13 protein-coding genes and 4 pseudogenes are annotated in these 18,201 nt (G+C 41.2%); 3 read left to right on the top strand and 14 right to left on the bottom strand.

Annotation, left to right across the window (positions count from 1 at the left end; translation table 11 throughout):
• Positions 1-16: 16 nt before the first annotated feature.
• From M5V91_RS02675 to ku, 6 genes and pseudogenes are all read right to left on the bottom strand, one after another.
• A pseudogene (locus M5V91_RS02675) lies at positions 17-1,679 on the bottom strand (glycerol-3-phosphate dehydrogenase/oxidase).
• A gap of 195 nt (positions 1,680-1,874) precedes the next feature.
• On the bottom strand, positions 1,875-3,365 hold the full coding sequence (gene glpK / locus M5V91_RS02670) for a glycerol kinase GlpK (RefSeq protein ID WP_251175698.1): 1,491 nt from the start codon (positions 3,363-3,365) through the stop codon (positions 1,875-1,877).
• A gap of 34 nt (positions 3,366-3,399) precedes the next feature.
• Positions 3,400-4,224 carry an MIP/aquaporin family protein gene (locus tag M5V91_RS02665; RefSeq protein WP_019379658.1) on the bottom strand — a complete coding sequence of 275 codons (825 nt, stop codon included), beginning with the start codon at positions 4,222-4,224 and terminating at the stop codon, positions 3,400-3,402.
• A 172-nt stretch (positions 4,225-4,396) separates the two neighbouring features.
• Positions 4,397-4,942 carry a glycerol-3-phosphate responsive antiterminator gene (locus tag M5V91_RS02660; protein ID WP_019379659.1) on the bottom strand — a complete coding sequence of 182 codons (546 nt, stop codon included), beginning with the start codon at positions 4,940-4,942 and terminating at the stop codon, positions 4,397-4,399.
• Positions 4,943-5,007: 65 nt separating this feature from the next.
• The gene (locus tag M5V91_RS02655) at positions 5,008-5,667 is read right to left on the bottom strand and encodes a phosphatase PAP2 family protein (protein ID WP_251175699.1); all 660 of its coding nucleotides are present in this window, start codon (positions 5,665-5,667) and stop codon (positions 5,008-5,010) included.
• 132 nt (positions 5,668-5,799) lie between these two features.
• Positions 5,800-6,654 carry a non-homologous end joining protein Ku gene (gene ku / locus M5V91_RS02650; protein ID WP_009332517.1) on the bottom strand — a complete coding sequence of 285 codons (855 nt, stop codon included), beginning with the start codon at positions 6,652-6,654 and terminating at the stop codon, positions 5,800-5,802.
• Between the two features lie 144 nt (positions 6,655-6,798).
• Between ku and M5V91_RS02645 the strand changes: the two are divergent.
• Positions 6,799-8,636: pseudogene (locus M5V91_RS02645) on the top strand (DNA ligase D).
• Positions 8,637-8,651: 15 nt separating this feature from the next.
• Here M5V91_RS02645 and dapF read toward each other — a convergent pair.
• Entirely contained in the window at positions 8,652-9,635 is a 984-nt protein-coding gene (dapF, locus tag M5V91_RS02640; RefSeq protein WP_009332519.1) for a diaminopimelate epimerase, read from the bottom strand.
• Between the two features lie 133 nt (positions 9,636-9,768).
• On the opposite strand from dapF, the gene M5V91_RS02635 reads away from it, so the two are divergent.
• The gene (locus M5V91_RS02635) at positions 9,769-10,047 is read left to right on the top strand and encodes a hypothetical protein (protein WP_251175700.1); all 279 of its coding nucleotides are present in this window, start codon (positions 9,769-9,771) and stop codon (positions 10,045-10,047) included.
• Positions 10,048-10,295: 248 nt separating this feature from the next.
• Here M5V91_RS02635 and M5V91_RS02630 read toward each other — a convergent pair whose 3' ends face one another.
• The 5 genes and pseudogenes from M5V91_RS02630 to ribD form a co-directional block, all read right to left on the bottom strand.
• Complete coding sequence (locus tag M5V91_RS02630) at positions 10,296-11,594, bottom strand: NCS2 family permease (RefSeq protein ID WP_009332521.1); 1,299 nt, start codon at positions 11,592-11,594, stop codon at positions 10,296-10,298.
• Between the two features lie 277 nt (positions 11,595-11,871).
• Positions 11,872-12,348: a 6,7-dimethyl-8-ribityllumazine synthase gene (gene ribH, locus M5V91_RS02625; protein ID WP_019379663.1), complete on the bottom strand. Its 477-nt coding sequence runs from the start codon at positions 12,346-12,348 to the stop codon at positions 11,872-11,874.
• A gap of 14 nt (positions 12,349-12,362) precedes the next feature.
• Positions 12,363-13,554 (bottom strand): annotated as a pseudogene (locus M5V91_RS02620) (bifunctional 3,4-dihydroxy-2-butanone-4-phosphate synthase/GTP cyclohydrolase II).
• Between the two features lie 25 nt (positions 13,555-13,579).
• Positions 13,580-14,233, bottom strand: a complete 654-nt coding sequence (ribE, locus tag M5V91_RS02615; RefSeq protein ID WP_009332524.1) for a riboflavin synthase — start codon at positions 14,231-14,233, stop codon at positions 13,580-13,582.
• The gene (gene ribD / locus M5V91_RS02610; RefSeq protein WP_019379664.1) at positions 14,233-15,330 is read right to left on the bottom strand and encodes a bifunctional diaminohydroxyphosphoribosylaminopyrimidine deaminase/5-amino-6-(5-phosphoribosylamino)uracil reductase RibD; all 1,098 of its coding nucleotides are present in this window, start codon (positions 15,328-15,330) and stop codon (positions 14,233-14,235) included. The genes ribE and ribD overlap by 1 nt, the downstream gene beginning before the upstream one ends.
• 574 nt (positions 15,331-15,904) lie before the next feature.
• On the opposite strand from ribD, the pseudogene M5V91_RS02605 reads away from it, so the two are divergent.
• Positions 15,905-16,725 (top strand): annotated as a pseudogene (locus M5V91_RS02605) (EcsC family protein).
• 20 nt (positions 16,726-16,745) lie between these two features.
• Here M5V91_RS02605 and M5V91_RS02600 read toward each other — a convergent pair.
• Both M5V91_RS02600 and M5V91_RS02595 read right to left on the bottom strand, forming a co-directional pair.
• A complete protein-coding gene (locus tag M5V91_RS02600) occupies positions 16,746-17,321 on the bottom strand; it encodes a TlpA disulfide reductase family protein (protein WP_071157309.1) in 576 nt (191 codons plus the stop codon).
• Between the two features lie 89 nt (positions 17,322-17,410).
• The gene (locus tag M5V91_RS02595) at positions 17,411-18,199 is read right to left on the bottom strand and encodes a hypothetical protein (protein WP_019379668.1); all 789 of its coding nucleotides are present in this window, start codon (positions 18,197-18,199) and stop codon (positions 17,411-17,413) included.
• Positions 18,200-18,201: the final 2 nt, after the last annotated feature.

Here is an 18,201-nt window from a genome sequence, read left to right as displayed (position 1 = left end):
CCCCAAGTGGGGAGTTTTAGTCCTGATCTGCCGGCTTTACCGCAAAACTGAGTTCCTGGTTCAGCTGGTTTTCAAAATTATTTCCTGCAGCTATATCCCACTTAAATGCATCAGCCATATATGAAATTACCTGCTTTTGATAGTTTCTTACCGTTTCAATATCAAAAAGCAGCGCTCCTGTTCGGCGGTTAAAAAAATCTACAGGGGTGGCAGCCATTTCATGTTCAATTGCATATTTCAGCTTTGCCCATAATACAATCGGCAAGCCAAAATTCTCAGCTTCACTCCTTTTCGTCTCAATCATATTAAAAATGATACCGACGTTAGATCCATACATTTTAACAAGGTGCCTGGACTGTTCCGCTGATAAACCAATACTTGTTCCTTTTTCAGTCTGAAACCTGACGAATTCCTGAAATTTGGATGATCCTCCTACATTTCCTCCTGAAATAGGCAATGTTTTTGTAATACTTCCGCTAAATGTTCTATTTGATTCCTGCTTGAATTTTTCAGCAAGCAAATCAACAATGGTTTCGGCCATTTTCCGGTACCCGGTCAGTTTCCCCCTGCAATTGTCAGCAAACCAGTATCCGACTCCCAAATTTCATCTTTGCGTGATATTTCGGAAGGATCTTTTCCTTCTTCCCAAATAAGCGGACGAACACCAGCCCAGCTGGATTCAATGTCATCCTCCACTATCTTCACAGAAGGAAACATAAAGTTAATGGCATTAATGATGTATGTTCTGTCATCTGCAGTCATTTTGGGATTTACAGGATTAGAATTATAGAATGTATCTGTTGTTCCTACATAGGTCTTACCATCTCTCGGTATGGCAAATACCATCCGTTTGTCAGGTGTATCAAAGTATACAGCCTGTTTTAACGGAAACTTGGATTGGTCTATTACCAAATGAACACCTTTAGTCAAACGCAGGGTCTTTCCTTTCTTTGATCCGTCTTTCTCGCGGATGGAATCAACCCAGGGACCTGCTGCGTTGATGACTTTTTTGCTCTAACTTCATGAACCCTGCCTGTCAGCTGATCTGCAGCTGCAGCTCCGCATACATTTCCTTGTTCATCATATAAAAGTTTTTCGACCTTCAAATAGTTAACAGGCATAGCGCCTTTTTCTGCCGCAGCTTTCATTACCTCTATTGTAAGACGGGCATCATCTGTGCGGTATTCTACATAATAACCGCCGCCTTTAAGTCCATCTTTTTTTACAAGCGGCTCTTTTGATAATGTTTCCTGGGCATTGAGCATACTTCTGCGTTCAGACTTTCTGACGCCTGCAAGATAGTCGTAAACTCTAAGTCCGATAGAAGTTGAGAACTTTCCAAATGTGCCTCCTTTATGCATCGGAAGCAGCATCCACTCCGGTGTAGTCACATGTGGCCCATTTTCATATACGATTGCCCGCTCCTTGCCGACTTCCGCTACCATCTTAACTTCAAATTGTTTAAGATATCTTAATCCGCCGTGAACCAGTTTTGTTGAACGGCTGGAAGTTCCGGCTGCAAAATCCTGCATTTCGACGAGTGCTGTTTTCATTCCCCGTGCTGCTGCATCCAGAGCTATTCCCGCTCCCGTTATGCCGCCGCCAATAATCAGAACATCAAATTCTTCCTTTGTCAGTGTTTTTATCATTTCAGTACGATTTAAATTAGAAAATATCATTGTTGTCTCCTCCTTGTCGAAAAGGCTAGTAGTTATAACTACCCTTTAAAAGCAGGGAATAAAAAAGAGACCACAAAATACATTATCGCTTACCCGATAATGATTTTGTGGTCTCTCCGCATCTCCTGCCGAACTATTAACTTAATCTTATTATAACATAAAAAGATATGATTTGTGTATAAAACTTTCTTCTGACTATTTAAATGCAATTGCTGCCTTGACTGCTTTTTTCCAGCCTTGATAAAGACCTGCACGGACTTTTTCTTCCATCGATGGATGAAATGATTGATCAATTGCCCACTGCTCAGCAATTTCCTCCTGGGATTTCCAGAACCCGACAGCCAATCCAGCAAGGTAAGCTGCACCAAGCGCAGTAGTTTCATTAATTGTCGGTCTTTCTACCGGCACCTCTAAAATATCTGACTGGAACTTCATCAAGAAGTTATTTTTCACGGCACCTCCGTCAACCCTAAGCGTCTTAAGCTTAATGCCTGAGTCCGCTTCCATGGCAGATAGAACATCTTTTGTCTGATACGCAAGTGACTCAAGTGTCGCACGGATAAAATGCTCTTTGGACGTTCCCCTTGTGACTCCGAATACTGCACCCCTTACATCACTGTCCCAATATGGTGTCCCTAGACCTACAAAAGCCGGAACCACATACACTCCATCTGTCGAGTCCACTTTTTTTGCATAGCTTTCGCTGTCCTTTGCATCCTTTAACATCCTCATTCCATCGCGGAGCCATTGAATGGCAGAGCCCGCAACAAAAATGCTGCCCTCCAATGCATATTCAATTTTCCCCTCAAGTCCCCAGGCAATGGTGGTTAGAAGTCCATGTTCAGATTGTACCGCTTTTTCACCTGTATTCATTAGCATGAAACAGCCGGTTCCGTAAGTATTCTTAGCCATTCCTTTCTCGAAGCATGCCTGTCCAAATAGCGCTGCCTGCTGATCACCCGCTGCTCCGGAAATGGGTACTTCCTTGCCGAAAAAGTGATAGTCAATTGTCTTAGCATACACTTCGGAAGATGGCTTCACTTCAGGCAGCATCGCTTTCGGGACTCCGAGTATGTTCAGCAGCTCTTCATCCCATTTAAGTTCGTGGATATTAAACATTAGAGTGCGGGACGCATTGGAGTAATCGGTCACATGCGCTTTTCCTCCCGATAGCTTCCAGATTAGCCATGTATCGATGGTTCCAAATAATAATTTGCCCTGTTGGGCTTTTTCCCTTGCCCCTTCCACATGATCCAGTATCCACTTAACTTTTGTTCCTGAGAAATAGGCATCTATTAAGAGACCGGTTTTTTCTCTGAATAGATCGTTATAGCCTTTTTCCTTCAATTCATCGCAAATTTCGCTTGTCTGCCTTGACTGCCAGACAATCGCATTATAAATCGGGACTCCCGTTTCTTTATCCCAAACAACAGTTGTTTCCCTCTGATTTGTTATGCCAATGCCCGCAATTTGCTCTGGTTTAATCCCGGATTCCGAAAAAACACCTGCAATCACCGATAAAATTGAACCCCATATTTCATTTGCATTATGCTCTACCCAGCCAGGCTTTGGAAAATGCTGTGTGAACTCTTTTTGCGCCGTGTGCACAATTTCCCCTTTTTTATTAAATAGGATAGCACGCGAACTAGTAGTCCCCTGGTCTAATGATAAAATATATTTGTCCACAAATGACTCCTCCCAATCTTGTTCATTATTTTATTTATGCAGCCACTTTAGAAGAATCAACTTCCCCTGGCTGTTTTTTGCCAAAAATATATGAAAGAATTAATACTATTATATTAACACCGAGCACTGCCCATAACATGCCTGAAGCTTTGTCATCGAACATCACTTGATAGAATGCGGAACCCATTAATCCCCCCAGGATTGGACCAGCTACCGGTATCCATGCATACCCCCAGTTCGATTTCCCTTTTCCTGCAATCGGAAGAAGAAAATGAGCAATTCGCGGTCCCAGGTCTCGAGCCGGATTAATCGCATAGCCAGTTGTCCCTCCGAGCGACATTCCGATTACAACAATCAGAAGGCCTGCAGCTATCGGATTTAAGCCTTCTGTAAATTGATTTGCCCCAATAAACATCAATCCCAGTACAAGAATAAACGTCCCAATCATTTCACTTAATAAATTTGAAAATGTATGGGGAATCGCAGGACTGGTTGAGAAAACAGCAAGTTTAGCACCCTGGTCTTCTGTTTCTTTCCAATGCGGGAGATAGTGAAGGAATACAATAACCCCTCCCAAAAAACCTCCCAGGACTTGAGCCAGAATATAGCCAGGCACGTCTGCCCAAGGGAAATCCCCGCTAAGCGCAAACCCGATTGTTACAGCAGGATTCAAGTGTGCCCCGCTAATCGATCCTACAGCAAAAATCCCCATCGTTACAGCTAGTCCCCAGGCGATGGTGATAACAATCCACCCTCCATTGAAAGAGAAAGTCTTTTTTAAATTCGCTCCGGCAACAACGCCTCCTCCAAAAACAATCAAGATCATCGTTCCAATTATTTCTCCCATAAAAGCAGACATCTGAAAATCCCCTTTCCGTTTTGGGTGATCGGAAACAAAAAAGGAGATTCACGACAGATTAAGCCATTAATGGCTAAACTGTGTGAATCTCCTAATCTCCGACACATAAATTAACTTGTTAAACCGAGTATACAAGTCTATGAAAACGTTGTCAAACTTTCCTTGAACATTTTTATGAAAACCTTTCCCATAATTCTATTTTCGAAGTTGTAATGGCAGCTGCTCCTGCACCAAGCGCATTCTTCACTTCTTCTTCTGATCGGATGAGTCCTCCAGCAAATATGGGGGTGTTCAGACGTTCATTTACTTCTTTTATCATCCATGGCATGGCTCCCGGCAAAACTTCTATGTAGTCCGGCCTGGTTTTCTCGATTAATTTATAACTTTTTTCAAGCGCGTGAGAATCGATGAGGAAAATCCTCTGGACAGCGATCACTCCTTTTTGCTTTGCTTTTAGGATGACGCTGGATTTAGTAGAAATTAACCCGTAAGGCTTAAATTCCTGGCATATATATTCTGCGGCATAATCATCGCTTTTCAAGCCATGAATCAGATCAACATGATAAATCATTTTTTTGTTATGTGCTTTTGCCATCTGCGAAACATTCTTCAGCTGCGAAATGTGCATATCGAGAAATACACCAATGTCATAGGGGCTTTTCAGGAACTTTTCAAATTCTTTCATGTTTGAAGATGCCGGCAAAATTTTTTGATTCATTGTTCCCACTCCTGTATCTGTTATTTCCCTATGTTATAAAGAAACTGCGCATTTCTCAATACCCATTATACATTTTTGCGGTACTCATAATAGCGGAATCCAATTATCATTATTGTCAGCCAGGCACCTCCGGCTGCAAATCCAGCTATTACATCACTTGGAAAATGAACGCCTAAATAGATGCGGCTTAACCCAATCATGATGATAAAACAGCCTAGCATCACTGTCCATGCAGTCTTCCATCGTTTTCTTTTTGCCAAATGGATGATCATATAGGCCAGCGAGCCATAAAAAATAAAAGATCCCATTGAATGGCCACTCGGAAAACTGAATCCCTGCTCCTCAATCAGAGGTCTGATATCCGGTCGTTCTCTTTTGAAAATCCATTTCAGCAGCAAGTTGAAAAGTGCTCCAAGACCGGATGAAAGAACCATGAACCATGCAAGTGAACTCTTTTTAAATATAAACAAAAGTACGACCGCCATAATTACAGAAAAAGCCAGCCATTTTACCGACCCCAAAAAAGTAATCACGCTCATATACTCCGTGAGCCGGGGAGAAATAAAGGCCTGTACATACTGAATCACAGCTTCATCGAATCGAATTAGCTCATTTTCCTTCAATTCGTCCACTATTTCAATAAAAAGCAGCACAAATCCGCCAATAATTGCAGCTGCCAACGTTAAGTAGATGATATTTTTTGATGTTAAATTCTTCCTGTTCATTTAAACAAATCCTTTTTATTTATAGGATTACCACTAACTTTGATAAACAGAACATTTTTTGAAGACTTTTCTTCAAAAAAATAGCTCCAGTAAAAAACCGATTTTGCAAAAGCAAAGTCGGTTTTATTTCTATTAAGCCTGCTTTTTTGCTTTTGTTTTTGCAGGAGCACGTTTCTTTTTAGCTGCCGGTTTTTTCTTTGTTTCTGCATCAGCAGGCTTGGTTTTATCAATTGATGCCTGCAGGGCAGCCATAAGGTCGGTTACATTGGCTGCAGGTTCTTTTTCGACCGGTGTGACTATATCTTTGCCAGTACGTTTTGCTTCGATAAGCTCCAAAAGAGCTGTCCGGTAGTCATCATTATATTTCTCGGGTTTAAATTCAGTGGTTAATTGATCAATCAGCATAATGGCAGTATCGATTTCCTTATCAGTCACTTTGTCTTCTGCAGGTACATTTGGCACATCCGCAGCCTTACGCACTTCATCAGGGTAATGAATCGTCTCCATTACAAGAGTGTTTTCATATACCCGGACCACAGCCAGCTGTTCTTTGGATCGAATAATGATTTTTGCCAAACCTACCTTTTCTGACGTCTCCAGCGCTTTTCTTAAAAGGGAATAGGCTTTTCCTCCTCCGTCCCCTGGAGACATATAATATGTGCGATTATAATAAATCGGATCAATCTCCTGTATTTTTACAAAGTCCACAATCTCGACAGCTTTATCCTCATTTTCCTGTTTAAGCTTTTCTAAATCCTCATCCTCTAAAACGACAAACTTTCCTTTTGTGTATTCATAAGCTTTTACAATATCTTCGTTTTTAATTTCTACTTCACAAACAGGACATGTTTTCTCATATTTAATTGGCGAATGACATTCTTTATGAAGATTTCTCAGCTTTATATCCTTATCTTCTGTAGCCGAGTGCAGCTTAATTGGTATATTCACCAGCCCAAAACTGATGCTTCCTTTCCACATTGTGTGCATAGTCAAACTCCCATTCTTATTAGATGTAGTACTCATAACTTGTGTATTAACAAAAAGGGAAATACGCTAAAACATTTGGAAACTGAGTAGTTTTAGCGGCAATGGCCAAAACTATAGTAACGATTGTAAAGGAGGCCAAATTGAATGAGACCAATGCTTCCAACCTTAACTTTTGATGTTCCGGAAGAGAAGGAATGGCTCTTTGAAGCGAAGTATGATGGTTTTAGAGCAATCCTGCACTTGGACAAGGAACCCAGACTGACAAGCAGGAATGATAAGCCTTTATTACATATTTTCCCGGAAATTAAGGATTTTTTAGAGCAAAACAAAGATAAATTCGAATCATACCTTCCACTTACACTAGATGGAGAATTAGTCTTTCTGGAGAATGCCTATAAAGCCCATTTTGGGTCCATCCAGGTCAGGGGCAGGATGAGGTCTGAAAAGAAAATTCAAGAGAAGGCAAAAACTGCGCCATGCCGTCTTCTTATTTTTGACATTTTGATGGTAAAAGGCAAAAAAATGACCGATAAAGAGTACTTTACCAGAAAAGCAGAACTGGAAGCTTTGTTTAAGGATTGTAATATGCCCTTAAAACCTGATGAGAAGGATCCGAGATTGATACAATTAATCCCTCCATACCGCAGCTTTAATGAACTTTGGGAAAAAATTGTCCTGCATGATGGTGAAGGAATCGTGGCAAAGCAGTTGAAGAATAAATGGGAAGAAGGAAAGAGATCATCTTTATGGCTAAAATTCAAGAATTGGAAATACGTTAACTGCTTTATCACCGCATATGAAAAATCAAATGGCTATTTTTATGCTGGTGTATTCCAGGGGATGCTGTCATAGCAATCGGACAGTTTCTTTTTGGGTTGAAGCCCGATGAAAAACAAGCCTTATTCCAAATCATCAAAGATAATAAAACAGATGAAAACAGCCAATTCATATATGTAGAACCAGCAATATGTGTGGAAGTTAAATATCTGGAGATTTATGAGGATCAAATGCGCGAACCGCATTTTCACCAGTTTCGTTTCGATTTGAAGCCTGATGCCTGCACTTATGAGAAATTTATACAACAGCAGAAAAACCTGCCTCCCGAAATAGAAATCACCCATCCAGATAAGCCATTATGGGAAACACCAGCTATTCAAAAGATTGATTACATTCACTTTTTAAGAGAGATTGCTCCATATATGCTGCCATTTTTAAAGAAAAGGCTTTTAACTGTAATCCGCTACCCGCATGGGATCTTTGCTGAGCCTTTCTACCAGAAAAATTGCCCGGATTACGCACCGGATTTTGTAGAAACTGAAATGTCTGAAGGCATCAATTATATTGTCTGCAATAATCTTCAAACACTGCTCTGGCTTGGCAACCAGCTTGCATTTGAATATCATATCCCATTTAAGACCATTTACAGCAATGGTCCCAGCGAAATAGTGTTTGATTTAGATCCTCCTTCGAGGGACGCTTTTCATCTTGCCATTAAAGCTGCTATATTGATTAAAGAGGTGCTTGATCAACTGAAATTAATCAGCTTTGTCAAAACATCCGGGAATAAAGGTCTGCAAATCTATATCCCGCTGCAGGAAAATACCTATAGCTTTGATGATACTCGGCTGTTCACCGAATTTATTGCCCAGTATCTAATTTCCAAAGATCCCGATTCTTTTACAATAGAAAGATTAAAGAAAAATCGCGGAGGCCGGCTTTATGTGGATTATATCCAGCATGCAGAAGGCAAGACAATCATTGCCCCTTATTCAGCAAGAGGAAATAAAGCAGCAACTGTTGCTGCTCCTCTGTTTTGGGAGGAAGTCAATGAGAAACTCACAATGGAGCGGTTTCAGATAACCAATCTTATAAAAAGGGTAAACAGCGATGGCGATCCATTCAGTTCTTATTTTCAGACAAAGGAAAATCAGCCCTTTTCTCCAGTGCTCGATTTTTTAAAACAGGAAAACAAAAAAGGATAAGGCCAATGCCTTATCCTACATCCATTCTTTAAGTACCGCTTGGGCATATTCCTGAAGTTTAGCATATTGCTTAATTTCTCCAGTATGTTCTTCTTTCTGGGATAGGGTGAACTCTTGCGGTTTTTCCATATTGATTTCCGCTTCACAGCGGTAAACATAGCTGGCATTCCCAATTAAATCAATGGACTGCCTGCCATTCTTCTCATGAACTACACAGCGCACTTTTCCGCCATTATTGTATACTTCAACAGGCTCTTCGATTTTATTCAGCCCATTCATGCAAGTGACAAGTGTTGAAGCGGACATGGCTGTACCGCAGGCATTGGTGAATCCTACTCCCCGCTCAAATGTCCTTACATAAATATGCCCTTTTTTTAGCGGCTTTACAAAGCTGACATTTACTCCATCAGGAAAGAAATCATTCGGCCCGTTCAAATATTCACTGATCTTTTTTTGCAGGTCAGATGTAATTTGCTCTTTCTCCACAATGGAAACAAAATGGGGATTAGGGACTGCTAAGGCCGTAAAAGCTAATTCCTCTGAGATCCCGCTGACTTTTTCATTAATTATAGTATCTTTATCGAGAACTAAAGGAAGATCCTTCAAATCGAATGAAACAGGTGATATTTCAACAAGATAAGTTGGAATGTCCTCAAAGATGTCCTCTTGCTTTTTTACCTGCAAATCCGCTTTCATGGTTTCAATGATGGCTTCTTTTAGACCAAGAAGTTCACATACATAACGGGCAACGCATCTTAATCCATTTCCGCACATTGATGCTTCTGATCCATCCGGATTAAAAACACGCATCCTTGCATCTGCTTTTTCGCTTTTTAATACGAAAAGAATTCCATCTGCACCAAGTTCAGTGCTGCGGTCACATATTGCTTTGGCAAGCTCAGCACGATTCTCTTCTGTAAAATTATACGTATGGGAAATTTCATCTATTATAAAGAAATCATTTCCTGATCCATGACATTTCAGCAATTCAATGTTCATAGTAATACCTCCAAACCATTTGTAGCCTAACTTATAAATAAGAGTGCCATAAAAGCATTTATTATTCAATAATTGTTTTCCCTATTATATTATTAACTAATTAGAAAATTGATAAATTCCGTCATTTAGGGAAGTGGCCGATATTAATACTGATCTTTATACATTTAAATTTTTCATCCAGCGGATCGAAGAGTTTGGCAGCGTTATTAATGAAAAAAATGCCTTTGTAGAAACAACGGCATTTTTTAATAATACAATTGTATATGAAGGGATTATCCGGGTCCGTTTTAATGACTATGGGATTTTTCCCTTCCCCGAGGACCTTTCCCAGGCAGACATTCCGGTATCTGCTAAAAGGAATATGGCCGCAGAAATGAAAAGATATATTAAGCCGCAGAAAAAATATCTATAATAGCACAGCGGCTAACATATTAGCCCGGTTTGCCGGTATATTTTTTAGGAGAAAATCGGCTGCCTTGCTACAAACACTTCCATTGACATACCTCCGAAAACCCCATATTACTATAGACCTATATTAACTCGTGTATCGAAACTTGTTGAACAAAAAGAATTTTTATATTTTTATACAAAATTCACCAGTTTTCTTTGTTAAGAAAAAGAAAAAGGATGCCCCAAATAGGGCATCCCAATATATCTATATTAACTAATGACATGAAAAACAAAGTTGAATAAAAATAAAGCAGCTATGACATACAATGCAAATGAAACTTCCTTTGCTTTGCCAATCGAAATCTTTAAGATTGGATAAAGAATAAATCCAATGGCAATGCCGTCCGCAATACTATACGTGAACGGGATCATGGCAATGATAAAGATAGCTGGAAAGCTTTCGCTCATATCCTTTAAGTCAAGATTACGGATGTTTTGAAGCATCAGTCCGCCAATAATGATAAGAATAGGCGCAATTGCACTGTTGGGAATCAATTTAATAACAGGGATAAAGAATGCGGATAGCATAAACAGGAATCCAGTTGTGACTGCTGTCAATCCTGTACGTCCGCCGGCAGCCATACTCGCTGCACTTTCAACCGTTGCTACAGTCGGGCTTGTCCCAAAAATTCCTGACAATAATGCAGAAACCGAAGTTGCCTGAAAAGCACGCTTAAACTGTTCCGGCCTATTAATAAAACCAACATGACCGTGAACTAATCCGATATTTTCAAAGACAAGAACCATTGTCAATGAAAAAATGGCAATCCAAAAAGTGACGGAAAGTAAGTTATCGAATGACATCGATCCAAATACTTCCATATAATCGGAAAGAGCAAACGGCTTTTCCTCGGTACTTTGCACATTAATCAGCCCAAAAGCCCATGCTATCAATGTTCCTGCTACAACAGTAATCAAAAAGTTGCCAGGCACATTGCGCATAAATAAAATAATGGCAAGCAGGAACGTTAAGATGGTTGCAAGCACTTGCGGGTCTCCAAGCTCACCCATAGCAATAATGGAGTTTGTCCCTTTTTCAACGATTCCGCCCTTTTCAAGTCCGATCAGCATCAAGAAAAGTCCGAGTCCCACTGTTATTGCTTCTTTAAGTGAATGTGGAATCGATTCGCTTAATGTCTTTGCGAATCGCGAAAAAGCCACGAATACAAAGATCAGACCAGATATAAAGACAACAGCCAATGCTTCCTGCCAGGATAAGCCCATCGATTGGACCATTGTATAGGAAAACAAAGCGTTAATTCCCATTCCAGGCACAAGGAGAATCGGTACATTTGCCCAAAACCCCATAATCAAACAGCCGACAACCGATGTTATAATGGTTGCAAAAATGGCTGCCTCCAGCGGAATTCCTGCTTCAGAGAGAATTAGAGAGTTAACTGCGATAATATAAACAATCGTAAAAAAGCCGATTGCCCCAGCCATAACCTCCCTTTTTACAGTTGTTCCATTTGAATCAAGCTGAAAAAGCTGGTTAAACCACTTATTCATATATACTACCTATCTATTCAATTAGCCCTCTCCCTACCCGCTCTCCCCGTATACATCTCCCTCAGTTAAGAGTGATCACTAATAAGTACGGGTGAGCCACAAGCAGTATTTTATCAAAAAAACTCATTCTGCCAATAGAAAGGTCAGACGTCTGCCCATAAATTTTTAAAAAAACCGGCGGAAATCCCCCGCCGATTTTGGTAGATATTGCAACCGGGCAAGACAATTGCACCTGGAAGCACACTCTTATTCTCATGCCGGCAAAAAATCCGGAACATTATTCACCTTCGGATAATTGTCTGTAAAGGTTGCCCATTTCAATAGCTCCGACAGCCGCTTCCCATCCTTTGTTTCCAGCTTTGGTGCCTGCCCGCTCAATTGCCTGTTCAATCGTGTCAGTTGTAAGAACACCGAAGATAACAGGAACACCGCTTTGCAATGCTGTGCTTGAGACCCCTTTAGCCACTTCGCCGCTGACATAATCAAAATGCGGAGTTGCTCCGCGGATCACTGTGCCAAGGGTGATGACTGCATCATATTTTCCGGATTGGGACAGCTTTTTAGCTGCCAGAGGGATTTCGAATGCTCCAGGAACCCACACAACTGTCACATCTTCTTCGCTTACTCCGTGGCGCTTGAGTGCATCTTCCGCTCCGCTTAAAAGCTTGCCCGTAATGAATTCATTAAAACGCGATACTACAATGGCCATTTTTAATCCTGTTCCTACTAAATGTCCTTCGATTACCTTTTTCATCTCTAATCGCTCCCTTAAAATTGTAATAAATGCCCAAGTTTTGTTTTCTTTGTTTTTAAGTAATTTTCATTTTCAGATTTTGCAGGCATTTGAAGAGGAACCCGTTCGGATACCTCCAGCCCGTAACCGCCCAATCCAGCAATTTTGCGGGGATTATTGGTTAGCAGACGCATTTTTTACTCCCAGATCCCTAAGGATTTGTGCACCTACCCCATAGTCGCGTAGATCGTCCTTAAATCCGAGCTTATGATTTGCTTCAACTGTATCGTAGCCCTCTTCCTGCAGCTTATAGGCTTTCATTTTATTGATCAGTCCGATGCCGCGCCCTTCCTGTCTCATATATAAAAGGATTCCCCGGCCTGCCTCTTCAATCTGTGCCAGCGCTGCTTCAAGCTGCGGCCCGCAGTCACAGCGGTTGGATCCAAATACATCTCCAGTCAGACACTCCGAATGCACACGAAGCAATACTGGTTCACGTTCATCGATTTCTCCCTTTACAAGAGCTACATGGTCTTTTCCATCGACAGTGTTTGTATAGCCTACTGCTTTAAAGTCTCCAAATTCTGTTGGAAGCTGTATCTCCACTTCCCTTTTGACAATGGAGTCATGCTTCAATCGATACTCTATCAATTGCTGAATCGTAATCATTTTTAAATCAAACTTTTCAGCCACTTTTTCCAGATCATCCACTCGAGCCATCGTTCCATCGTCTTTCATTATTTCACAGATTATCCCGGCTGGTTCAGCACCTGCAAGACGTGCCAGATCGACCGCGGCCTCAGTATGGCCTGCACGCCTTAAGACTCCTCCTTTTTTGGCCACTAGCGGAAAAACATGTCCCGGCCGTGAAAAGTCTGCAGGTTTAGCGTCGTCCTCAAGCATTTCTTTTATCGTGAATGCACGCTCAAATGCACTGATGCCTGTAGTGGTTTTTACATGGTCAACACTGATTGTGAAAGCTGTTCCATGACTGTCAGTATTCACTTCTGCCATTGGATTCAGTTCCAATTTTTCAGCCAGTTCCTCAGTGATAGGTGTACAAATCAGGCCTCTGCCTTCTTTGGCCATAAAGTTGATCGTGTCCGGTTTCGCATATTCCGCGATTGCAAGGAAATCCCCTTCATTTTCCCTGTCTTCATCATCACAGACAATGATGACTTTTCCTGCTTTTAAATCTTCTAATGCCTCATTTATATCACTGAACATGTTTGATTGACCCTCCTTTTGCTAATTATAAGAAGCCGTTCTCCTTAAGGAATCGCTCTGAAACTCCTTCTTTAGGCGATGAGGTTTCCTGCTGCCTGTTCATGAAGGAATATAGATATTTAGCCAGCATATCGAACTCGAGGTTAACAATGTCTCCCGCTGCTTTGAAGCCGAGTACCGTTTCACTTGCTGTGTGGGGAATGATCGAGACAGTAACAGTATTGTCTTCATTGCCGAAAACAGTCAGGGAAATCCCATCCACGGCAATTGATCCCTTCATGATAAGCAAATGGCTTAATGCAGGAGGCACAGATATTTGTATATAAATGGCGTTTTCACTCGCTGTTTTTTTTAGAATCTGACCAGTTCCATCAATATGCCCTGTCACAAAATGTCCTCCAAAGCGGCCATTTGCCGACATCGCCCTCTCCAGATTGACTTTTGTTCGTTCTTTAATGGCAGAAAGCGAAGTACTTTTGAATGTTTCGGGCATGACATCTGCTGAAAATTCATTTTTCGCAAATTCCGTAACTGTAAGGCACACGCCGTTTACCGAAATGCTGTCCCCCAGTTGAACATCTGTTAAAACTGTGGATGCCTGAATTGTCAGTTTCATGGCCTTGCCTTGCTGAACTACTTTTTTTACTGTTCCCAGTTCCTCAATAATTCCAGTAAACATTACTCCTTGGCCTCCCTCAGCGGTTTTGCGGTAATTCTAAGGTCTCCGCCAATCTTTTCAATTTCTGTGAATTCCAGTGCAGGGGCATCTTTTACATAGCTGGCACCATCCCCGCCAATAAATGGAATCGCCTTATTGCCCCCGATAATTTTAGGAGCCATATAAAGGATTATCTGCTGAAAGAAACCGCTATTTATAAATGAAGCATGGATCTCTGATCCGCCTTCAACAAATAAAGTCATGATGTTTCTTTCACCTAAATTTCTTAATACTTCTTTAATCGGCACCTCATTAGCAGAAAAAGAAAAAACTTCAGTATTATACTTCTTTAGCTCTTCTGCCTTTGACCGATCTATTTCGCAGCCGGTAAAGATTATGGTCTTTACAGACTGATCCCGGATGACATTTGCGTCAGCGGGAATTCTCAGATTTGTATCTAATACAACTCGAATGGGATTTTTTCCGCCTTGGGGCAGCCTGGCGGTTAAAAGGGGATTATCGTGAATGATCGTATTTACACCTGTAAGTATTGCGTCATGTTCATGCCGTAGCCGATGCACATCCTGCCTGGATTCTGGAGAAGTAATCCATTTGCTGTCACCGGTTTTTGCAGCTGTTTTTCCATCAAACGATGAAGCTGCTTTAATGGTTACATATGGTGTCTTTGTTTTTATAAAATGGAAAAATGGTTCGTTTAGGGCATCTGCTTCCTCCTTCAATAAGCCGGTCACCACTTCAATCCCGGCATCCTGCATTCTTTCAATTCCTTTGCCGGAAACTAAAGGATTCGGATCGGCAGAAGCAATAAAAACCCTATTAATTCCTGAATTAATTATTAAGTCTGCGCATGGCGGAGTCCTGCCAAAATGGCTGCATGGCTCAAGCGTGACATAAATATCAGCACCTTTAGCCTTATCGCCAGCTGCAGCAATCGCATGGACTTCAGCATGGGGAGTTCCTGCTTTCAGGTGAGCACCCATCCCCAGAATTTCACCATTTTTAACAACAACCGCACCCACCTGCGGGTTAGGACTGGTTTGGCCTTTAGTGGCCGCTGCCAGGCTGATGGCTAACTTCATATATTCCTGATGGTTCAAATTATCTGGTTCCTCCTTCCCTTACAGTTTCTCCAAATTAAGTTTGAAACGGCAAAACCCCGTACACCAGCAAGGTGAAACGGGGCAAAATCACATGACGAAATAAGCGTTTAAAAAAGATTTTTTTGAACGCAGCACTATAATCATTCCTTCTCCCATCCAGACTTTCACTGTCGGCTTTGGAGTTTCACCAAATCCACCGTTTTCATTAGAAAAGCGCAAGCGCCTTGTTCACCCCCGACAAGCACAAGACGAGCCTCGCAGAAAAGGCGTCTTTTGCCTTTTTGGGAGGATTGGCTTGTGACCTCGAGGGGGTAGGCGCTGGAGCTAGACAATCATTAGAAAAGCGCATGTTCCTGCATCTCTGCTAATAAAACCGGGTCACGGACTAAGAGGGCGTACCCTCATCACCGCCGGTTGGGAATTTCACCCTGCCCCGAAGGAAATCCTATTCTATTATAAGAATCTTACCATGAATAGTCGGAATATACAAAGAGAATTGTTTATAAAGAATTGAAACTTTTGCTTTAAACTGACGTATAGGTAATTATAGAAGAAGGAGAGGAATTTAAATATGATTGAACCGAGGGAACTTCTTATAAATGAACTAAAAAAATGTGAAGAATGGGAAAAAGACCAAGGTGATTTATGGTTTTGGGAGAAGCTGGGAAGACTCCCTTTTAAGTTAATTGATAGATTCACACCGGAGTTCATACAAAAAAAGGTTGGAGTGATTCTTGATGAGCTTGGCACATATATTCAATCAGGAGGAAGATATTTAAGTTCAGCTTCGGCGTTAAAGAACTATTATCCTGAACAAAATATTCATACCTTAGAGGATGTAGAAAGCCTGCCCATATCAAAGATGGATGAAGCCGCTGGAAAGCTAAGCTCAAACCGTAAAAGAACCGCTGCATTGCAAGGTGCCAGTACTGGGGTTGGAGGGATTTTCACCCTGACGATTGATATCCCTCTTCTACTTGGCATTCAGCTAAAAACCCTTCAGGATATCGCGATTTGCTATGGCTTTGATCCAGCTGATAAGAATGAAAGAATGTTCATCGTAAAAATTCTGCAATTTGTTTCCAGTGACATTGTAGGAAAAAAGCCATTCTGCAGCAGCTTTCCATGTTTGGTTCTAAAGAAGCAGGAGCAAAAAGGGAAGTCGTTTCCGAGCTTCAGGGGTGGAGAGAAGTTGTGTTTTCTTACAGGGACCAAATTGGCTGGAAAAAACTTTTTCAAATGATCCCGATAGCCGGACTGCTGTTTGGGGCTTTCATAAATCGCTCAGCCGTAAATGATATTGCCGAAGCAGGCATTATGCTATACCGAAAAAGAGTAATCGTTAATCGTCTGCACCAGAATATGATTACAGAAATAAAACCGGAGAGCTGACAATGGCTCTCCGGTTTTATTTATGGAAGCTTTTTGATTTCCTTCTCCATATACTCTTCATTTAAAGCTCCCAAAACTTTCTCTCTAATAACACCATCGGAATCAATAAAATAGCTTGTAGGATAGGCCATTATATTATAGTCAGAACCTGCCTCGCCTTTTACATCCATAGGAATTGTAAAAGTCAGCCCCAGCTCTTTTACGAATTTCTCTGCGTCACCGCTATTTTTTTCAGTGTTTGTAAGATTGACTGCAAGAATATCGAAATTTTCATCTTTATACTTATTATACAGCTTCTCCATATGCGGCATTTCTGCACGGCAAGGAGGACACCAGCTTGCCCAGAAATTTAACAAAACTGCCTTGCCTCTATAATCGGAGAGTTTTACTGGGTTTCCTTCCATATCTGTCAGTTCAAAATCAGGAGCAAGGTTTCCTTTCTCCAAACCAACAGGCAAATCTTCAGGGTCTTCCATTTTATCGTATTTCTGCATTTGTCCGGCTTGCTCTACTACCCCTTTTTCCTTGAGAATTGTTTTGTCAACAATAAACAGCAAAACGACAATAACTGCGGCTGCGAATAGAAACTTTTTCATTCCAACACCTCTATACTGATATCCCTATATTTAAACTGAACTTATCATACTATATGGGGAATATAGAATCTATAAATGTGCACTCTGTTTTAGTGATTGCGGTAAAGAAAAAGCGTCGCAAGAATGGCATATATTCTAAGCTTTTCTTTTGCTGTCAGACCCTCCTCAAAAGAAAGTACAGGTGTATTGGGATCCCTGAACTGCTGCCCCCATTCTAGCGGCATCCATCCTTTGCGAAGGCGCGCTATCCTATTTGATTTCTCATCAAGAACTTGAAAATCCGTATGGAAAAAGGTTTTAGGAATGGAATATCGATCACAGCCATTCTCATATACCAGTTTGGATCCATCTTTTTTATTTATGATTGTTTCTTTGCAGGAGTCTTTCACAAACGAAATATCAACGCCGTTTCTATCGATTAGGATTGATGCCTCCAGATTATTGTTATAATCATAGATACCCAGCCTTCTTGGAAAAAGACGGTCCAAAAAATAAGGCAAGAACCATCTAAACTTCCACATTTTCATATCCCTGATTTCACCAACCTGCCTTCCTTCCGGATCAAAAAGCACCATTCTAAGGGAAGGAGCCGGCATAAAAGCGATCATCAAATTTGACTGGCATAACAATGAGAGAAGGGCTTGTCTGCTATTATTGGAATTTCTCTCCACTATCTCGGCCGCCCTTTGCTTATTCAGCAAGTGAATTTGATGGCACAGAAAACTATATATGATGAAAGGGATTAGAAAAAGGATTAAATTCGTCCGTTGAGATTCTTTTATGAAAATCAATAGAAAGAAAAATGGAGGTACAAGTGCGGCCAGGCTCGCATTTATTGAGATGTCAGCTGTTTTCCGGTAATATTGCTGGATATTCATCA

Origin of the sequence: Cytobacillus pseudoceanisediminis (assembly GCF_023516215.1) — a bacterium.
Taxonomy (GTDB): domain Bacteria; phylum Bacillota; class Bacilli; order Bacillales; family Cytobacillaceae; genus Cytobacillus; species Cytobacillus pseudoceanisediminis.
Note: the sequence above shows the minus strand (reverse complement) of the source record. Positions and strands in the feature narration are given on the sequence as shown.